The organism is Luteimonas sp. Soil_C_16, from assembly GCF_057657295.1.
In genome coordinates this window covers 62,793-81,731 of sequence record NZ_JBDGIS010000006.1, presented here as the reverse complement: position 1 = coordinate 81,731, position 18,939 = coordinate 62,793, and the positions used below count along the sequence as shown (strand labels likewise).

General features: G+C 68.5%; 14 protein-coding genes. 13 read left to right on the top strand and 1 reads right to left on the bottom strand.

Annotated elements, in window-relative coordinates:
• Positions 1-44: 44 nt before the first annotated feature.
• The 3 genes from AC3A5T_RS12460 to AC3A5T_RS12450 all read left to right on the top strand — a co-directional run bounded on the left by AC3A5T_RS12460 (position 45) and on the right by AC3A5T_RS12450 (position 7,340).
• Positions 45-1,193, top strand: coding sequence for an acyl-CoA dehydrogenase family protein (locus AC3A5T_RS12460; RefSeq protein WP_487628845.1), 1,149 nt, complete (start codon positions 45-47; stop codon positions 1,191-1,193).
• Positions 1,194-1,372: 179 nt separating this feature from the next.
• Complete coding sequence (locus tag AC3A5T_RS12455) at positions 1,373-6,409, top strand: NAD-glutamate dehydrogenase (protein WP_487628844.1); 5,037 nt, start codon at positions 1,373-1,375, stop codon at positions 6,407-6,409.
• A gap of 142 nt (positions 6,410-6,551) precedes the next feature.
• Positions 6,552-7,340 carry an NAD kinase gene (locus tag AC3A5T_RS12450; RefSeq protein ID WP_332077463.1) on the top strand — a complete coding sequence of 263 codons (789 nt, stop codon included), beginning with the start codon at positions 6,552-6,554 and terminating at the stop codon, positions 7,338-7,340.
• Between the two features lie 6 nt (positions 7,341-7,346).
• Here AC3A5T_RS12450 and AC3A5T_RS12445 read toward each other — a convergent pair whose 3' ends face one another.
• Positions 7,347-8,462: an alpha/beta fold hydrolase gene (locus AC3A5T_RS12445; RefSeq protein WP_487628843.1), complete on the bottom strand. Its 1,116-nt coding sequence runs from the start codon at positions 8,460-8,462 to the stop codon at positions 7,347-7,349.
• 189 nt (positions 8,463-8,651) lie between these two features.
• Between AC3A5T_RS12445 and AC3A5T_RS12440 the strand changes: the two genes are divergently transcribed.
• The 10 genes from AC3A5T_RS12440 (at position 8,652) to AC3A5T_RS12395 (ending at position 18,857) form a co-directional block, all read left to right on the top strand.
• Positions 8,652-9,557, top strand: a complete 906-nt coding sequence (locus tag AC3A5T_RS12440; protein WP_332077461.1) for a 5'-nucleotidase — start codon at positions 8,652-8,654, stop codon at positions 9,555-9,557.
• A 5-nt stretch (positions 9,558-9,562) separates the two neighbouring features.
• Complete coding sequence (locus AC3A5T_RS12435; RefSeq protein WP_487628842.1) at positions 9,563-10,360, top strand: spermine/spermidine synthase domain-containing protein; 798 nt, start codon at positions 9,563-9,565, stop codon at positions 10,358-10,360.
• 269 nt (positions 10,361-10,629) lie between these two features.
• Positions 10,630-12,678, top strand: coding sequence for a S9 family peptidase (locus AC3A5T_RS12430; protein ID WP_487628841.1), 2,049 nt, complete (start codon positions 10,630-10,632; stop codon positions 12,676-12,678).
• 512 nt (positions 12,679-13,190) lie between these two features.
• Entirely contained in the window at positions 13,191-13,640 is a 450-nt protein-coding gene (locus tag AC3A5T_RS12425) for a PA2169 family four-helix-bundle protein (protein ID WP_232134830.1), read from the top strand.
• Between the two features lie 215 nt (positions 13,641-13,855).
• A complete protein-coding gene (locus tag AC3A5T_RS12420) occupies positions 13,856-15,151 on the top strand; it encodes an MFS transporter (protein ID WP_487628840.1) in 1,296 nt (431 codons plus the stop codon).
• 31 nt (positions 15,152-15,182) lie between these two features.
• The gene (locus tag AC3A5T_RS12415) at positions 15,183-15,644 is read left to right on the top strand and encodes a DMT family transporter (RefSeq protein ID WP_487628839.1); all 462 of its coding nucleotides are present in this window, start codon (positions 15,183-15,185) and stop codon (positions 15,642-15,644) included.
• A gap of 3 nt (positions 15,645-15,647) precedes the next feature.
• Complete coding sequence (locus AC3A5T_RS12410; protein WP_487628838.1) at positions 15,648-16,277, top strand: HD domain-containing protein; 630 nt, start codon at positions 15,648-15,650, stop codon at positions 16,275-16,277.
• Positions 16,278-16,313: 36 nt separating this feature from the next.
• The gene (locus AC3A5T_RS12405) at positions 16,314-16,679 is read left to right on the top strand and encodes a DUF6164 family protein (RefSeq protein ID WP_487628837.1); all 366 of its coding nucleotides are present in this window, start codon (positions 16,314-16,316) and stop codon (positions 16,677-16,679) included.
• 128 nt (positions 16,680-16,807) lie between these two features.
• Positions 16,808-17,023 (top strand): hypothetical protein, encoded by a 216-nt coding sequence (locus tag AC3A5T_RS12400; RefSeq protein WP_487628836.1) that lies wholly within the window; start codon positions 16,808-16,810, stop codon positions 17,021-17,023.
• Between the two features lie 259 nt (positions 17,024-17,282).
• On the top strand, positions 17,283-18,857 hold the full coding sequence (locus tag AC3A5T_RS12395; protein WP_487628835.1) for a leucyl aminopeptidase: 1,575 nt from the start codon (positions 17,283-17,285) through the stop codon (positions 18,855-18,857).
• Positions 18,858-18,939: the final 82 nt, after the last annotated feature.

Below are 18,939 nucleotides of genomic sequence, written 5' to 3'. Positions count from 1 at the left end.
AACGTTACAATCGCCGGATCGTTTTCGAGCAGGAGTTGCACGCCGTGGAGTTCGGTTTCAGCGAAGAGCAGTTGATGATCCAGGACATTGCGCGACGGATCGCCCAGGAGCGGATCACACCCAGCGCCGAACATCACGACCGGACCGGTGACTTCCCCGTCGAGAACATGAAGGTGCTCGGCGAGAACGGCCTGATGGGCATCGAAGTGCCCGACGAGTACGGCGGCGCGGGCATGGACCCGATCTCCTACGTGCTGGCGATGGTCGAGGTGGCCGCGGCCGATGCCGCGCACTCGACGATCATGTCGGTCAACAACTCGCTGTTCTGCAACGGCATCCTGACCCACGGCACCGAGGCGCAGAAGCAGGAGTATGTGCGCGCGATCGCCGAAGGCCGCGAGATCGGCGCGTTCGCGCTGACCGAGCCGCAGTCGGGCTCCGATGCCACGGCGATGAAGTGCCGCGCGGTCAAGCAGCCCGACAGCACGTACGTGATCAACGGCAAGAAGAGCTGGATCACCTCCGGCCCGGTCGCCAAGTACTTCGTGCTGTTCGCGGTCACCGAGCCCGACAAGGGCGCGCGCGGCATCACCGCCTTCCTCGTCGACGGCAGCCGCGACGGGTTCCATCGTGGCAAGACCGAGCCCAAGCTCGGCATCCGCGCCTCGGCGACCTGCGAAATCGAATTCCAGGACTACGTGGCCCAGGCCGGCGACGTGCTCGGCGAGGAAGGTCAGGGCTTCAAGATCGCGATGGGCGTGCTCGATGCCGGCCGCATCGGCATCGCCTCGCAGGCGATCGGCATCGCCCGCGCCGCGTACGAGGCGACGATCGCCTACGTCAAGGAGCGCAAGGCCTTCGGTCAGCCGATCGGCGCGTTCCAGATGACCCAGGCGAAGATCGCCGACATGAAGTGCAAGCTGGATGCGGCGCTGCTGCTCACGCTGCGCGCGGCCTGGCTCAAGGGCGAGGGCAAGCGCTTCAGCAACGAGGCCGCGATCGCCAAGCTCACCGCATCGGAAGCCGCGATGTGGATCACCCACCAGGCATTGCAGATCCACGGCGGCATGGGCTACTCGAAGGAAATGCCGATCGAGCGGTACTTCCGCGACGCCAAGATCACCGAAATCTACGAAGGCACCAGCGAGATCCAGCGTCTGGTGATCGCCCGCAACGAGACCGGTCTGCGCTGATCCGCATGCCGCTTCTCCACGCCAGCACCGTGTGTGTCCGTCGCCTGCGCCGCCCCCGTGGCCGCGCGGCGTCGGTGGTTCCCGACCCGGCCGCCCGTGCGGCCGCGTCGTATTGAGAGATTCCTTCCCGTCGGCCCGCGTGAGAACGCGGGCCTCATTGCATCGGAACGTTTGTCGTCATGACCTCATCGCGCAAGACAGGTAAATCCGCCGCGGCCGCAGTGCCGGCGAAATCCTCCAAGTCCGCCACCAGGGCCGCCGCGCCGGCGAAGAAGAAGGCCGCCAGCGTGCTGCCTGCGCCGCCGCGCCGCGCCGGCCTCGGCCTGCTCGACCCGATCTTCGACGCCGTGCGCCGCCGTGCGGGCAAGGCCGCGCACGCGGATGCCGGTGCGTTCGCGCAGGCCTTCTACCGCCGCATGACCGAAGACGAACTGCCCCTGCACAGCGCAGACGGCTGGGCCGCGCTCGCCGCGGACCTGTTCGACTTCGCCGGCAAGCGCAAGCCCGGCACGGCGAACGTGCGGCTGTTCAATCCGGTGATGAAGACCCACGGCTGGGAGTCGCCGCACACCGTGCTGCAGGTCGTCAACGACGACATGCCGTTCCTGGTCGACTCGGTGACGATGGCGCTGGCCGAGCAGGGCATCGGCGTGCACGTGCTGGGCCATCCGGTGCTGTCGATCACGCGCGACCGTGCCGGCCGTCTGACCGGCGTGGGCGAGGGCGACGCCGAATCGGTGATGCATCTGGAGATCGACCGGCAGACGCCCGAAGACAACGCGCGCATCGAGGCGCTGGTGCGCGGCGTGCTCGACGACGTGCGGGTGATCGTTGCCGACTGGCCGTCGATGCGCGAGAAGATGCTGCAGATGGCGACCGATCTGGAATCGCAGAAGATTCCGGTGTCGGAGTCGAGCCGCGCCGAAGCCCAGGAGTTCCTGCGCTGGGCCGCGAACGACCACTTCACGTTCTTCGGCTACCGCGCCTACAAGGTGAAGCGCAAGGGCGACGATGCGCGTCTGGAAGCCGTGCCCGACAGCGGCATGGGCCTGCTGCGCACGCCCGGCGCGGTGAAGTCGCGTCCGATCAGCGAGCTCGGCGCCGATGCCTTGCGCCGCGAAGGCCTGATCGATGCGCTGATCCTGACCAAGACCAGTGCACGTTCCACCGTGCACCGTCCCGGCTACATGGACTACATCGGCATCCTCGGCTACGACGACGCCGGCAACGTGGTCAGCGAACAGCGCTTCCTCGGCCTGTACACCTCGAGCGCCTACACGCGCCGTCCGTGGGACATCCCGCTGGTGCGCGAGCGCTTCGAACACGTGATGACCGAGTCCGGCCTCAAGCCGACCGGCCACAGCGGCAAGGCGCTCAAGCACCTGCTCGAAACGCTGCCGCGCGACGAGCTGTTCCAGTCGACGCCCGACGAGCTGTTCCGTCTGGGCACCGGCATCCTCGGCCTGCAGGAACGCGTGCGCAGCCGCCTGTTCCTGCGCAAGGACCGTTACGGCCGCTTCTATTCGGTGCTGGTCTACATTCCGCGTGACCGCTTCAACACTGACGTGCGTCGCCGCATCGAACAGCTGCTGCGCGAGGTCATGCAGGCCGATCACGTCGATGCGAGCGTCGTGCTCGGCGAATCGCCGCTGGCGCAGCTGCATCTGATCGTGCGTCCGCGCGCCGGCGTTGCGTCCGACATCGACCAGGGTGCGCTGGAGCAGGCGCTGCAGGCGATCGTGCGCAACTGGCAGGACGATCTGCGCGACGAACTCGTGCGCCGTCACGGCGAGGCGGAAGGCCTGCGCCTGGCGGGCCGCTTCGGCCGTGCGCTGTCGCCGGCCTACATCGAGTTCGCATCGCCGGCCGCAGCCGCGACCGACGTCGAGAAGCTGGCCGCGACCGCCGAGTCCGAGTCGCTGCAGCTGAGCTTCTACACCCAGCCGCTGCCGACCACCGGCGAGTCGGTGCTGCACTTCAAGCTCTATCGCCGCGATGCGCACATCCCGCTGTCGGACGTGCTGCCGGTGATGGAGAACCTCGGCCTGCGCGTGATCGCCGAGCATCCCAACCGCATCGAGGTCGACGGCACCACGCTGTTCCTGCAGGACTTCTACGTCGAAGCCACCACCGGCGCGATCGACGTCGACGCGCGCGCGCAGGCCTTCACCGAGGCCTTCGACCGCGTGTGGCGGGGCGATGCCGAAAACGACGGTTTCAACCGTCTCGTGCTGGGCGCCGATCTCGACTGGCGCCAGATCGCGATGCTGCGCGGCTACTGCAAGTACCTGCTGCAGGTCGGCGTGCCGTTCTCGCAGGCCTACGTCGAAGACACGCTGGCACGCTATCCGCTGCTCGCGCGTCTGCTGGTCGAAGTCTTCGAATCGCGCTTCGATCCCGCGACCGGCGCCGAGAGCCGCGCGCAGATCGACGCCGGCCGCGAGGCCTTCGCCGCCCAGCTGCAGGCGCTGTCCGGCAATGACGAGGCGACGCTGACCGCGCTGCAGCCGCTGCTCGATGCCCGCGGCAGCGATCGCGACACGCAGTACGAAGCCGCGCGCGCCGCGCTCAAGGGGCTGCTCGATCGCGTGTCCAGCCTCGACGAGGACCGCATCCTGCGCAGCTATCTCGCCGTCGTCGACGCGACGCTGCGCACCAGCTACTACCAGAAGGCCCGCGACGGCGGCCTGCTCGACACGATCAGCTTCAAGTTCGATTCGGCGCGCGTGCCGGAACTGCCGAAGCCGCGCCCGTACCGCGAGATCTTCGTCTACGGCCCGCGCGTGGAAGGTATCCACCTGCGCTTCGGCCCGGTCGCCCGTGGCGGCCTGCGCTGGTCGGACCGCCGCGAGGATTTCCGCACCGAAGTGCTGGGTCTGGTCAAGGCGCAGATGGTCAAGAACACCGTCATCGTGCCGGTCGGCTCGAAGGGCGGCTTCATCGTCAAGCGTCCGCCGGTCGGCGGCGACCGCGACGCGCAGTTCGCCGAAGGCGTCGCCTGCTACTCGCTGTTCATCAACGGCCTGCTGCAGATCACCGACAACATCGTCGAAGGCGCGATCGTGCCGCCCAACGATGTCGTGCGCCATGACGACAACGATCCCTATCTCGTCGTCGCCGCCGACAAGGGCACCGCGACCTTCTCCGACATCGCCAACGGCATCGCCCGCGAGCACGGCTTCTGGCTCGACGACGCGTTCGCGTCAGGCGGCTCGGTCGGTTACGACCACAAGGGCATGGGCATCACCGCGCGCGGCGCCTGGGAATCGGTCAAGCGCCACTTCCGTGCGATGGGCCGCAATTCGCAGACCGAAGACTTCACCACGGTCGGTGTCGGCGACATGTCCGGCGACGTGTTCGGCAACGGCATGCTGCTGAGCGAACACATCCGCCTGGTCGCCGCATTCGATCACCGCCACATCTTCATCGACCCGAACCCGGACGCTGCGCGCTCCTTCGTCGAGCGCCAACGCATGTTCGCCATTCCGCGTTCGAGCTGGGAGGACTACGACAAGAGCCTGATCGCCAAGGGTGGCGGCGTGTGGCCGCGCAGCGCGAAGTCGATTCCGCTCTCGGCCGAAGCGCGCGAAGCGCTGGGCATCGAGGGCGATGCGACGTCGATCAGCCCGAACGAGCTGATGTCGGCGATCCTGCGCGCGCCGGTCGATCTGCTGTGGAACGGTGGCATCGGCACCTACGTGAAGTCCTCCAGCGAGACCCATGCCGACGTCGGCGACCGCGCTAACAATGCGCTGCGCGTCGACGGCCGCGACCTGCGCTGCAAGGTGGTGGGCGAGGGCGGCAACCTGGGCCTGACCCAGCTCGGCCGCATCGAGGCCGCACTGCACGGCGTGCTGCTCAATACCGACTTCATCGACAACTCGGCCGGCGTGGACACCTCCGACCACGAGGTCAACATCAAGATCCTGCTCAATGCTCTGGTGCAGGACGGCCGCATGAAGCTGCCGGCGCGCAACAAGCTGCTGGCGTCGATGACCGACGAAGTCGCCGGTCTGGTGCTGTGGGACAACTACCGGCAGAACCAGGCGTTGAGCCTGATGGAGCGCATGAGCGTGTCGCGCCTGGGGTCCAAGCGCCACTTCATCCGCACGCTGGAAGCGCAGGGCCTGCTCGATCGCCAGATCGAATTCCTGCCGTCGGATGCCGAGATTTCCGAGCGCAAGGCCAAGGGTCTGGGCCTGACGCGTCCGGAGCTGTCGGTGCTGCTGTCGTATTCGAAGCTGGTCGCGTTCGACCAGATGCTCGACTCCGACATTCCCGAAGATCCGTATCTGTCGCGCGAGCTGCAGCGCTACTTCCCGCAGCCGCTGCAGAAGAAGTACGCCGAGCTGATGGAAGGCCACCGCCTGAAGCGCGAGATCATCGCGACCGCGGTCACCAACACCATGATCAACCGCATGGGCGCGACCTTCCTGCTGCGCATGCAGGAAGACAGCGGCCGCAGCCCGGGTGAAGTCGCCAAGGCGTTCACGATCACCCGCGAGACGATCGAGGCGCGTGCGCTGTGGGGCCAGATCGATGCGCTCGACGGCAAGGTGCCCGAGTCGGTGCAGGTCGACGCCCTGCAGGTGATCTGGAACCTGCAGCGTGCATTCACCCGTTGGCTGCTGGCACGCCCGGGCGCACTGCCGGACATCACCACCGCGGTCGACCGCTACCACGACGGCTTCCACGCGATCCGCGACGGCAGCAAGATCATCGCCGACGGCCAGCGCGCCGAACACGATGCCAGCCTGCAGGCGTGGATCGAGAAGGGCGTGCCGAAGTCGCTCGCGATCGAGCTGGCGGCGCTGCCGTATCTCGAAGCGGCGTGGGACATCATCGAGGTCGCGAGCGAGCGCAAGCAGAAGCCGGTCGACGTCGCGCGTCTGCACTTCCGTCTCGGCGAAGCGCTGAACCTGCCGTGGCTCACCGCGCAGATCGACGCGCTGGAAGTCGACGGTCGCTGGCATGCGGTCGCACGTGGCGTGCTGCGCGAGGAACTCGGCCAGCAGCACCGCGCGCTCGTGTCGCAGGTGCTGTCGATGCCGGGCGCCACGCCGGAGGCCAAGGTGCAGGCGTGGCTGGAACGCGACGATTCCGCGCTGCGTTTCACCCTGGCGATGCTCGGCGAACTCGCGGCGCAGAAGTCGCTGGACTATCCGACCGCCTCGGTCGCGGTGCAGCGCGTGTCGCAGCTGGTGCAGCGCAGCTGACGCGGCGTTTCGTAGGCCGCCATCCATCGCGCCCGGCGCGCCCGACCACCGGGCGGGCCGGGACGCGTATGGCCGCATGCGCGACCTCCCCGTACGGCGCCTGCGCTAAGCTGCGCGCCGACGTTCACGCACCGGCCCGCCGATGACCGCAACGCCCCGCATCGCTTTCATCGCCAGCCAGGCCGATGGCGCGCAACGCGCCCTGTCGGTGCTGACGGGCCTGCACGGGCAGTGCGAACCCGAGGCTGCCGACGTGCTGGTGCCGCTCGGGGGCGACGGGTTCATGCTGCAGACGCTGCACCGCCACGGTCAGCTCGGCAAACCGGTCTACGGCATGAAGCTGGGGACCGTGGGCTTTCTGATGAATCACTACCGGCAGGACGATCCCGCGTCGGGCTCCGATCTGCTGGCGCGCATCGCGGCGGCCGAGCCGGCCGTGCTGCGTCCGCTGGAAATGCGCACCGAAACGGAATCCGGCGCGACCGTCACCTCGCTCGCCTACAACGAGGTCGCGCTGCTGCGGCAGACGCGCCAGGCCGCGCATCTGCAGATCGATCTCAACGGCGTGACCCGGCTGGAGGAACTCGTCGCCGACGGAGTGATCCTGTCGACCGCGGCCGGCAGCACTGCCTACAACTTCTCCGCGCACGGCCCGATCCTGCCGCTCGGTGCGGGCGTCGTCGCATTGACGCCGATCGCACCGTTCCGGCCGCGTCGCTGGCGGGGCGCGATCCTGCGTGCGGAGACCGAAGTGCGCTTCCGCGTGCTCGATCCCTACAAACGCCCGGTCAGCGTGACCGCCGATTCGCACGAAGTGCGCGATGTCGTCGAGGTCACGATCCGCGAATCCCGCGAGCGCACCGTGACGCTTTTGTTCGACGCGGAACACAATCTCGAAGAGCGGATTCTCAGCGAGCAGTTCGTGGTCTGATCGGCGTCAGTCGACCAGCGCTGCGCCATCGCCGGCGGCCACCGCGAGCGGACGCACGCGCTGCACCAGCGTCATCAGGGTGCGCCCAGGTTCCTCGATCGGTGCGAAGTGCGCCGAATGCTCGAACCACCTCGCATGCTTGAACGGGGCATCCACGGCGGCGATCCAGTCGGCGACCGGTCGTGAGGGCGTGGTGTCGTCGTGCCGGCCCAGCAGCATCACCACCGGCGCCTGCACGCGCTGCAGGCCGCGGAAATCGACGCTGCGCCACTGGCCGAGGATGCGGTCGAGCGTGAGCGTGCTGCCGGCGGCGATCGCGCGCCGGTCCTCGGGCGTGTAGTCGGGCGACAGCCGTTGCGCGCGGAAGTAGTAGTCGGAATTGTCGCGGTACGCACTGTGGCCGCCGTAGTGGATGACCCACTTGCGCTGCGCGTCGATGCGGCCGCCCCGCAGATCGGCGCCGGGGTAGGGCGCCAGCGCTTCGAGTTCGCCCACCGCGGTGGCGTTGCCCTCGCTGCGCGCAGCGTCGAGCGCATGCGTGTAGCCGATGGTCTCGTCGCTCCACGGATGGATGATCTGACCGATGCCGACGTAGGCGTGCAGCCATTCGGGCTTCTCCGCCAGTACGCGCATGCCGATCACGCTGCCCCAGCTGTGACCGACCAGGATCACCTTGCGCTTGCCGTAGGTCGTGCGCAGCCAGTCGATCAGTTCGATCGCGTCGCCGACGTAGCGGTCGATCGCGATCGTCGGCGCGACCGCATCGGCATCGTTCGCCCGCAGCGTGCGGCCCGCTGCGCGCTGGTCCCACTGCACGACGGTGAAGTAGTCCTCCCATGGCTTCTGGAAGGTCCACGAGGCCGGCATCATCGGCGCCGCCGGTCCCCCGTGAACGTAGAGCAGGATCGGATTCGCGCGATCCATGCCACGCACCGTGATCACCTGGTCGATGCCGCCGATCCGCACGGTGTGCGTCTCCTGCACGCCGGTCGGGGCGACGATGCGCTGCAGGTCGTCGACGATGCGGCGGGCCTCGGCGTAGGCATCGTCGTCCGGCGGCGCCGCGACCGCGGACAGCGGCAACGCGAGCAGGGCGAGGGCACACAGGCGGACCAGCGACATGGCGCATTCCTCGTGGTGCGGACTGTGATCCACGCTGCACCCGCGCGCAGATGCGGCCCAGTGCCGTTGGTCAGGGGCCCGTGTGCCGGGATCGCGCATAATTCGCGTAGGCCGTTCCGGCCGCGTCACGGTCTTCGCACCGTCGGCGCCTCGCTGGACACCGCCGCCCCTTTCGTTCTGCGATCCGCCATGCCCGATCTGTCCGTTCCCACGCTCACCGTCGCGATCACCACGCGCGCCCTGTTCGATCTCGAGGACAGCCATGCCGTGTTCGAGTCGCAGGGCATCGAGGCCTACGCCGAACACCAGCGCGCCCACGAGGACGATGTGCTCGAGCCGGGCATCGCGTTCCCGCTGGTGCGCAAGCTGCTGGCCCTGAACATCGACGCGCCGCCCGATGCACCGCACGTCGAGGTCATCCTGCTGTCTCGCAACTCGGCCGACAGCGGGCTGCGGATCTTCAATTCGATCCAGCACCACAACCTGGGCATCACCCGCGCGACGTTCACGTCCGGCGAGCCGACCTGGCCCTACATCAAGCCCTTCGGCACCCAGCTGTTCCTGTCGGCGAATCCCGACTCGGTGCGCCGCGCACTGGAGAACGGCGTCGCCGCGGCGACGATCATTCCGGCGCGTGCTCCGGCGCATCGCAACGACCAGCTGCGGATCGCGTTCGATGGTGACGCGGTGATCTTCGGCGACGAAGGCGAGCGCCTGTCGCAGGAGGGCGGCCTGGACGCGTTCCACAAGCACGAACGCGAGCGCGCGCGCGAGGAGATGACCGGAGGTCCGTTCCGGGGCTTTTTGGCCGCGCTCCACGACCTGCAGGCCGCGTATCCGGCCGGCAAGGACGCCCCGATCCGCACCGCGCTGGTCACCGCACGCTCGGCGCCCGCACACGAGCGCGTGATCCGCACGCTGCGCGCCTGGGGCGTGCGCCTGGACGAAGCGCTGTTCCTCGGCGGCCGTCCGAAGGGCCCGTTCCTCGATGCATTCGGCGCCGACATCTTCTTCGATGATTCGCAGCACAACATCGAGTCCGCGCGCCCGCACGTCGCCGCCGGCCACGTGCCGCACGGCTGGTCGAACCGCTGAGCACGATGACGGACACGAAGGGACGCGGCCTGTTGGGCCGCTGGATCGAACGGCTGCGCGGTGGCGCCGCAGGGCCGCGCAAGCCCTATGTACGCGAGCACGACGGGTTCGTGTCGCTGCAGTTCGTACGCCGGCAGACCCAGAGCCGCATGGTCGGCAACGATCCCGACCGCCTGCTGATCGACTACACCCGCACGATGTTCGCCGCGCTGCTGTGGCAACCGGCGCCGGCGCTGCTCGGCATGGTCGGCCTCGGCGGAGGTTCGCAGGCGAAGTTCGCGTACCGGCACTTGCCCGGCACGCGCATCGAGGCGGTCGACAACAATCCGCACGTGGTCGCGCTACGCGGCGCGTTCGGCGTTCCGGACGACGATGCGCGGCTGTCGGTGGTCGTCGACGACGGTGTGCGCTTCGTCACCGATCGCCGCGGCCGTTTCGACGTGCTGCTGGTCGACGGCTACGACGAGCACGGCATTCCGGCGGCACTCTCCACACAGGCGTTCTATGACGCCTGCCGCGATGCGCTGACCGCATCCGGCGTGATGGCCTGCAATCTCTACGTGCGCGACCCGGAAACACATGTGGAAAAGCTGCGCGCCGCGTTCGGCGCCGATCACGTGCTGGTGGTCGACGAACCGAAGATGAGCAACCGCGTCGCATTTGCCTGGCGTGGTGCACTGCCCGCACTCGATGCCGAAGCGCTGACGACGCGCGTGCCGATTTCGGTGCGGTCTTTATTGCCCGAAGTGTTCCCGAGGATCGCGGTGCGGATGGTGCGGCATCGGACGGTGACGGGGCGGTAGACCATACCAGGGGCGAACAATCCGTCATCCCGGCGACAGCCGGGATCCAGCGACCTGCCGCGGATCCAGCACCGTGAGTACCGCCAGGTCGGCAGCCCTCGGCGACATCGCCTCGACGTCACTGGATCCCGGCTTCCGCCGGGATGACGGGATGCGGATAGCCACTCGAGGTGTGGCTGACACGGGCGGATGCCCGCCGCGACATTGCACCCCCACGCATTCCCCTGCAAAGTCGCCGGTCGACTGCAACCGTTCACGGGGAACACCGAATGCAACGATGGATCTGGACTCTCGCCTGCGCGCTCGTGCTGGCCACAGGCGCGCCGCTCGCGGGCGCGGCCACGAAGACGGGCGGGATGACGCTCGAACAGGTCGCGCAGACGCGCGCCGTCACCCAGGCGCAGATCAGCCCCGATGGTCAGGACGTCGCGTACATCCTGTCGGTGCCGCGCACGCTCGGCGTCGATCCGGATGGTCCGGCGCGCACGGAGCTGCACGTCGTGGACCGCACCGGCAACAGCCGTGGCTTCATCACCGGCAAGGTCGATGTGGCATCGCCGCGCTGGCTGCCCGATGGCCAGCGCGTGGCGTATCTGTCCAAGCGCGAAGGCGACGAGACCCGCGGCCTGTACACGATTCCGCTGCGCGGCGGCGAGTCGACCCGCGTGGCGAAGCTGGCCGGCGACATCGCCAGCTACGACCTGTCGCCCGACGGCCGCCGCGCCGCGCTGCTGTCGGCGCAGCGCGAGAGCGACGCGCGCAAGGCGCTGCGCGACAAGGGCTTCTCGCAGAAGGTCTACGAGGAAGACTGGCGCCCGGTCGAACTGTGGATCACTGAGCTCGGCAGCGAGGCCGAGCTGCGTCGCATCGCCATCGAAGGCAGCGTGCAGGCGGTGAAGTGGAGCCCGGCCGGCGATCGTCTCGCTGTCGTCGTCACCCCGCGCCAGCTGACCGACGACACCATGGTCGAGGCGCGCGTGCGCATCTATTCGGTCGAAGGCCGCGAGCTGGGCCGCGTCGACAACCCCGGCAAGCTCGGCGACATGGCCTGGAGCCCGGACGGCGCGCATCTGGCGATCATCTCGGCCGAAGACAAGAACGATCCCAGCGAAGGCCGCCTGACCGTGGTCGGTCGCGACGGCGGGGCGCAGCGCGATCTGCTGCCCGGCCTCGAAGGTCACGTGCGCGGTGTCGCCTGGCGCGATGCGACGACACTGGTGTTCCTCAGCCATGAAGGCGTGCAGAGCCGCATCGGCGAAATCCAGGTCGATGGCGGCAATGCGCGCACCGTGCTGGCCGCGGGCGGCCCGGTGCACATGGGCCTGAGCGTGTCGCCGCGCGGCGACATCGCGCTGGTCGGCAGCGATCCCACGCATCCGTCAGAAGTCTTCCATCTCGCTGCGGGCGCGGGCGAAGCGCGTCGCCTGACCGACAGCAATCCGTGGCTCAAGGATGTGCGTCTCGCGCGTCAGGAAGTCGTGCGCTACACCGCGCGTGACGGTCTCGAACTCGAAGGCCTGCTCGTGCATCCATTGGAGCGCCGCGGCAACGCGCGCGTGCCGTTGATCCTGGTGGTGCACGGCGGTCCGGAATCGCATTTCTCCAACGCCTGGCTCAACGGCTATTCGCAGCCGGCGCAGGTCGCCGCCGCGCAGGGCTTCGCATCGTTCTTCCCTAACTACCGCTCAAGCACCGGCCGCGGCGTCGCGTTCTCCAAGCTCGGCCATGGCCGTCCGGGCATGAAAGAGTTCGACGACGTGGTCGACGGCGTCGACCATCTGGTCGAAACCGGTCTGGTGGACCGCGACAAGGTCGGCATCACCGGCGGCTCCTACGGCGGCTACGCCAGCGCCTGGGGCGCCACGTACTACAGCGAGCGCTTCGCGGCCTCGGTGATGTTCGTCGGCATCTCCGACCAGGCGAGCCTGGTCACCACCGGCGACATTCCCTACGAGCAGTACAACGTGCACATGCAGACCTGGCCGTGGGAAAGCCCGGAGATGTACCGCCAGACGAGCCCGATCACGCATGCGCAGAAGTCGCGCACGCCGACGCTGATCCTGCACGGCGAAGCCGACCCGCGCGTGCCGGTGATGCAGTCCTACATGATGTACCGCTACCTGCAGCTGGCCGGCCAGGCGCCGGTGCGGCTGGTGCTGTATCCGGGCGAAGGCCACGGCAACAGCCGCGGCGCGTCGCGCTACGACTACTCGCTGCGCCTGATGCAGTGGATGACGCATTACCTCACGGGTCCGGGCGGCGAGCCGCCGGCGTACGAAATCGACTACGCATTGCCGGAGCAGGGCGCCAAGCGCTGAGTTCCAATCGCATCGAGGCTCACGAAGCCGCGCCGGTCTCCTGCGCGGCTTTTTTCTACGCTTCGCAATCTTGTAGCCGACAAAGATCAGACCCGTCATCCCAGCGGCTCTCAACCGACGCACGTCTGGCCAAGCTTGGATCCATCTCGATTGTCGTACCCCGCGGACTCGTGGGGCGGATAGAGCGCAGCGGAACCCATTGTCGTAATGAGTCAGCGGGAGCTTTACGGCGGAAGCGAACGATGGGTGCCGCCTTGCGCTATCCATCCCGCATATCGCGCCACTCGGGGCATTCAGCATCACCGGCTTCGCTGCGTCCAGAACGCGCTGCATTCACGCCACCGTCGCCTGCGCGTCACGCCTCTTTCCCCGTGCGATCGATACCTTGCGTCGCATCGATCCGCGCCACGGCACTCCCGGTCGCGCACCGCGACACCGGCATTGTCCGGCAGGCGCACGGACGATGCGGCAGCGACACGCCGCCCCCTGATTCCCCCGAATGGAGAACCTCAATGTCCAACAAGACCGCGCACACCCTCAACGACCTGATCGCGATTGCCCGTGACGGCAAGGACTTCTATGAAGAAGCCGCGCAGAAGGTCGACGACGCCGAGCTGAAGACGCTGTTCGCACGCATCGCGACCACCAAGTCGCAGATCGTCAGCGAGCTCAGCGCCGCCGTGCAGGCCGCGGGTGGCAAGCCGGAAGATTCCGGCACCTTCGTCGGCAGCATGCAGCAGATGTACGGCAAGGTCCGTGCGACGCTGGGTGACAAGGAATACGGCTACGTCGCGGAGCTCGAAGAGTCCGAGGATCGTCTGCTCGAGGCCTTCGACGAGGCGTCGCGCGACGCCGACACGCCGCCGGCCGCCCGCGACGTCGTCGTGCGTCTGCTGCCGGAAGTGCGCGCCTGTCACGACGTGATGCGCACCCGCAAGCTCGCGATGAAGAACGCGCACTGATCCAGCGACACGTTCTGCTGTGACTCGAAGGGCCGGTCGATGACCGGCCCTTTTTTTCGATTGCCAGGGGCAGGTTGCGCAGCGCTCTGGCAGCGGAATCTGGCTGCCTCGAAGATCCGGGGCTCGCGGGTCAGTCCGACAGGTTGCGTACGCAACGGTCGAGGAACCCAGGCGCGACTGGCAGAATCGCCGGCTCCCCCGTTTCGCGCACTCCGATGACCGCACCTGCCACCGCCGCGCCCGCCAAGGGCCGCGTGCTGTTCGCCAGCCTGATCGGCACGACGATCGAGTTCTTCGACTTCTACATCTACGCGACCGCCGCGGTGCTGGTGTTCCCGAAGCTGTTCTTCCCGTCGGCCGATCCCGCATCGGCCACGCTGCAGTCGCTGGCGACGTTCGCCCTCGCGTTCTTCGCACGGCCGATCGGTTCGGCGGTGTTCGGCCACTACGGCGATCGCGTCGGCCGCAAGGCAACGCTGGTCGCGGCGCTGCTGACGATGGGCATCTCGACGGTGGTCATCGGCCTGCTGCCGACCTATGCGCAGATCGGCGTCGCCGCGCCGTTGCTGCTCGCGCTGTGCCGCTTCGGCCAGGGCCTGGGCCTGGGCGGCGAGTGGGGCGGGGCGGTGCTGCTGGCCACCGAGAACGCGCCGCCGGGCAAGCGCGCCTGGTACGGCATGTTTCCGCAGCTCGGCGCGCCGCTCGGCTTTTTCCTGTCGACGGCGATCTTCCTCGTGCTGACCGAGGTGATGAGCGACGACGCGTTCTTCGCCTGGGGCTGGCGCATCCCGTTCCTGGCCAGCGCGGTCCTGGTGCTGGTGGGACTGTGGGTGCGCCTGCGCATCACCGAAACCCCGGATTTCCAGAAGGTGCTCGACAAGGGCGCGCGCGTGCGCCTGCCGATGCGCGAAGTGCTGGTCAACCAGTGGCGCGGCGTCGTCGCGGGCACGCTGCTCGCACTGGCGACCTTCGTGCTGTTCTATCTGATGACGGTGTTCGCGCTGAGCTGGGGGACGTCGCAGCTCGGCTATTCGCGCGAGCATTTCCTGATGCTGCAGCTCGCCGGCGTGGTCTGCTTCGCGGCGACGATCCCGATTTCCGCGCTGTATGCCGACCGCTTCGGCCGCCGCCGCGCGATGCTGCTCGCGAGCGCCGGCATCGTCGTGTTCGGCCTGTGCTTCGCGCCGCTGTTCGTCGCCGACAGCCACATCGCGACGCTGGCCTTTCTGATGATCGGCCTCGGGCTCATGGGCCTGACCTACGGCCCGGTGGGCACGCTGCTGGCCGAGCAGTTCCCGACCGCGGTGCGCTACACCGGCGCCTCGCTGGCATTCAATCTGGCCGGCATCTTCGGTGCCTCGCTGGCGCCGTACATCGCGACCTGGCTGGGCGAGCGGTATGGTCTGGCGTCGGTGGGCTGGTATCTCGCCGGCGCGGCGGTGCTGAGTTTCATCGCGCTGTGGACGCTGCCGCGCGACGGCGCGCCGGGCGATCTGCCGGCCGGGCGGTAGACTGGGGCGCCATCCCCCTGCGGAGTCGCGCATGCATCACTGGCTGCTGCTGAGCATCGTCGTGGCCGTGCTCGTGGGCATGCTGCTGCCGCTGCAGGCGCTGCTCAATGCACGCGTCGGCGCGCTGACCCAGGGCGCACTGTTCGCGTCGTTCCTGTCGTTCGCGGTCGGCACGCTCGCGCTCGCGCTGGTGTTGCTGGTCACGCGCACGCCGCTGCCGACGATGCGTACGCTCACGAGTCTTCCGCCCTGGCTGTGGTGCGGCGGACTGATCGGCGCGGTGTTCGTGTTCTGCGGCACGCTGCTGGTGCCGCGGCTCGGCGCGGCCGGGATGATCTGCCTGATCGTCGCCGGTCAACTGGCCGGCTCGCTGCTGCTCGATCACTACGGCGTACTGGCGCAGCCGCGTCCTGTCGATGCGGTGCGCCTGATCGGCGCCGTGCTCGTCGGCATCGGCGCGCTGCTGGTCGTGCGTCCCTGGCAGGCGGGATAAGTCATGTCGAATCCAGAGACCACTGTGTTTCCATTACCGGCACAGATGCGGACCGCGCTCGAATCGGCCTACGCCACGCCGCCGCGGGCGTATCACAACTTCGGACACGTCGAGACGCTGCTGCGGCATTTCGACGAGGTCGCCGCGCGCGACGGCTGGGCGCAGCCGCTCGAAGTGCGGCTGGCAATCCTGTATCACGATGCGATCTACGACGCGCGCGCGGGCGACAACGAAGCGCGTTCGGCGGATCTTGCGGTCGATGCCATCACGCGCTGGCTGCCCGATGCCGGCATCGACACGGCGCGCGTCGCCCATCTCATCCGCCTGACCGCGCGTCACGGACAGCTGTCGCCGGGCGACTTCGCCGACGATCCGCAGGCCGGCGACGCGCGCCGTTTCCTCGATTGCGACATGGCGATTCTCGCTGCCGACGATGTCGCGTTCGACGCCTACGATCGCGGCATCGCCGCCGAATACCGCCACGTGCCGCGCTGGCTGTATGCGGTGAACCGGCGGCGTTTCCTGAAATCCCTGCTGGCCCGACCGCGCATCTATCTCGACGACGGCTTCCACGCACGGCTCGACGCGCAGGCCCGGCACAACCTGCGCCGCGCGGTGACGACCAAGCGCTGACGCGCCCGCGCGGCGCCGTGCCGGTATCATGGCCGCATGGCGAAACTGCTGCTCAATCTGCGTTACGTGCCCGACGATGAAGCCGCAGATGTCTGCGCGTTTCTCGACGAGGCCGGCATCCCCTGGTACCAGACCCGTCCGAGCCCGTTCGGCATCTCGCTGGGCGGCATCTGGCTGCGGGAGAACGACGATCTGCCGCGCGCGAAGGCGCTGATGGCCGAATACCAGGCGAAACGCCAGGCGCAGGCAAAAGCCGCACAGACGCAGGCCGAGCGCGATGGCACAGCCGAGACGTTCGGCGACATCGTGCGCAACGATCCGAAGCGCGTGGTGCTGATCGTGATCGCGATCGTGTTCCTGATCGGCCTCATGGCCGTGCCTGGCTACATGCTGTCGCGCTGAGGCGCGCTGGTTGTCTGCGGTCGCATCACTCCGCGGCGACGATTGCCACGCGAAACTGCGCGCCTGTCCGTTACCGCCCGCGCCGGCGTCATGTCGCCGGGCGGGGGCGGGCAACCAGAGTCGAGCCCATGACCACGCCGAACGATCGCGCGCATCCCAAGCCGAAGACGAAGCCGTGGAAGCGGCCGAATCCGAAACCGCGCGCCGCGCGCGAACCCCTGACCGACGCGCAGAAAAAGTGCGCCCGTCAGCGTGCCGACGAGGCGGGTCGTCGCTATCCGAATCTCGTCGACAACATGTGGGCGAGCAGCCATCTTGCGAAAGACGGATCGCTGAAGACGTAGTCGTCCCTTGTTCGTGCGTTGCTGTTGAAGCGATCGCGATACCGGATGTCTCATGCTTTACACACCTTTTTTCTTCGCAGAGCGAACGCAGGGTGCGTGCGGCTCGGCATGCATTGCATGACATCGACCGGCCCCGATGAACAGGCGAATCGCGGCACGTACATGACCATCGGCACGGCCTGCGTCCGGTGACGCTTGCTAAGGTCGACGGTTGCCCGCGTCCATGCGCGGCAGACCCCAGCCATCGCCCGGAGATTCCATGCGCGCACGCCGCACGTCCTCGCACACCCTGTTCGCCGCCCCGATCGCCCTGATCGCCGCACTCACCGCCCTGCCTGCCGCCGCGCAGCGCGAGATCCGCTTCGAAGCGGGCGAGATGCCCGACAGTGGGACGCTGGTGCTGGCGGTACCGGAAGCTGCCGAGGGCACGGCCCGCACGGGCGCGTTCGCGCGCATCGATGCCGGCAGCCAGGGTGCGCTGACGCGTGCGATCACCGCGGCGGGCTTCAGCGGGAAGGCCGACAGCCAGCTCGATCTGCCGGGCATCGCCGGCTTCGATCGCGTGCTGCTGGTCGGGACCGGCAGCGACACGCCGGATGCGCGACGCATCGAGGATGTCGGTGGCCTGATCGGCCGCTTCGCCGCACGCAGCAGGGCGCCGCAGGTCGACGTGCTGTGGGAGGGCGCCGAGGCGGGTGCCGCTGCGCAGCTCGCATTCGGCGCAGCGCTGGGCGAATACCGCTTCGACCGGTACCGCACCACCGGCACGCCCGACGATGCGGCCGGCACCGGCACGCTGGTCGTGCGCAGTCCGGCCGGCACCGGCGCCGCGAGCGCCTGGGACGGCGACTGGAAGGCCGTCGCCGAAGGCGTGAAGTTCGCCCGCGATCTGGTCACCGAGCCGGCCAACGCGCTCGGGCCGGAAGAATTCGTCGCCCGCACGCGCGAAGCGTTCGCGGGCAAGGCGAACGTCAGCATCGAAGTGCTGGACGTGCCGGCGATGGAGCGCCTGGGCATGGGCAGCCTGCTCGCCGTGGGGCAGGGCAGCGTGCGGCCGCCGCGGCTGATGGTGGTGCGGTACGCCGGTGGCACGCGCGGCGAGGCGCCGGTCGCGTTCGTCGGCAAGGGCATCACCTTCGATTCGGGCGGCATCTCGATCAAGCCCAGCGAGAACATGTGGCGCATGAAGTACGACATGACCGGCGCCGCCAGTGCGACCGGCGCCGTGCTCGCGCTCGCCGGCCGCAACGCCAAGGTCAATGCCGTGGCGGTGGCCGCGCTGGCGGAGAACATGCCGTCGGGGTCGGCCACGCGCCCGGGCGACGTGATCCGCACCGCCGCCGGCAAGACGTACGAAGTCATCAGCACCGACGCCGAGGGCCGCATGGTGCTGGTCGACGCACTCTGGTACGTGCAGCGCCAGGACGCTCCGCGCGTGATCGTGGACATCGCCACGCTGACCGGTGCGATCGTCACCGCGCTGGGCAACGACTACGCCGGCCTGTTCACCCGCGACGACGCCCTGGCCGCGCAGCTGGAACGCGCCGGCAACGCCGCCGGCGAGCCGGTGTGGCGCATGCCGATGCATCCGGGCTACGGCAAGCTGCTGGAATCGCCGATCGCCGACATGCGCAATGGCGGCGGCCGTCCCGGCTCGGGCACGGCGGCGCACTTCATCGGCGAATTCGTCGATGCCGGTCGCCCGTGGGCACACCTCGACATCGCCGGCATGGCCTGGCGCGACGGCAACGAATTGTCGACGACGCCAGCGGGTGCGTCGGCGTATGGCGTGCGGCTGTTCGACCGGTTCGTGCGGGACAACTACGAGCGTTGATCCGTCTCTGCGCGAGGCGGTGATACATGCGCAGGACGGCTCCTTGCCCCGCGTGCGGGGGACGGATGGGATGGGGGCGAAG

Excerpts from the sequence above, each read along its gene's own strand:
- AC3A5T_RS12415 (WP_487628839.1), top strand. The coding sequence starts at position 15,183 with ATGCATCACTGGCTGCTGCTGAGCATCGTCGTGGCCGTGCTCGTGGGC.
- AC3A5T_RS12410 (WP_487628838.1), top strand. The coding sequence starts at position 15,648 with ATGTCGAATCCAGAGACCACTGTGTTTCCATTACCGGCACAGATGCGG.
- AC3A5T_RS12420 (WP_487628840.1), top strand. The coding sequence starts at position 13,856 with ATGACCGCACCTGCCACCGCCGCGCCCGCCAAGGGCCGCGTGCTGTTC.
- AC3A5T_RS12400 (WP_487628836.1), top strand. The coding sequence starts at position 16,808 with ATGACCACGCCGAACGATCGCGCGCATCCCAAGCCGAAGACGAAGCCG.
- AC3A5T_RS12435 (WP_487628842.1), top strand. The coding sequence starts at position 9,563 with ATGACGGACACGAAGGGACGCGGCCTGTTGGGCCGCTGGATCGAACGG.
- AC3A5T_RS12450 (WP_332077463.1), top strand. The coding sequence starts at position 6,552 with ATGACCGCAACGCCCCGCATCGCTTTCATCGCCAGCCAGGCCGATGGC.
- AC3A5T_RS12440 (WP_332077461.1), top strand. The coding sequence starts at position 8,652 with ATGCCCGATCTGTCCGTTCCCACGCTCACCGTCGCGATCACCACGCGC.
- AC3A5T_RS12405 (WP_487628837.1), top strand. The coding sequence starts at position 16,314 with ATGGCGAAACTGCTGCTCAATCTGCGTTACGTGCCCGACGATGAAGCC.
- AC3A5T_RS12445 (WP_487628843.1), bottom strand. The coding sequence starts at position 8,462 with ATGTCGCTGGTCCGCCTGTGTGCCCTCGCCCTGCTCGCGTTGCCGCTG.
- AC3A5T_RS12430 (WP_487628841.1), top strand. The coding sequence starts at position 10,630 with ATGCAACGATGGATCTGGACTCTCGCCTGCGCGCTCGTGCTGGCCACA.
- AC3A5T_RS12395 (WP_487628835.1), top strand. The coding sequence starts at position 17,283 with ATGCGCGCACGCCGCACGTCCTCGCACACCCTGTTCGCCGCCCCGATC.
- AC3A5T_RS12455 (WP_487628844.1), top strand. The coding sequence starts at position 1,373 with ATGACCTCATCGCGCAAGACAGGTAAATCCGCCGCGGCCGCAGTGCCG.
- AC3A5T_RS12425 (WP_232134830.1), top strand. The coding sequence starts at position 13,191 with ATGTCCAACAAGACCGCGCACACCCTCAACGACCTGATCGCGATTGCC.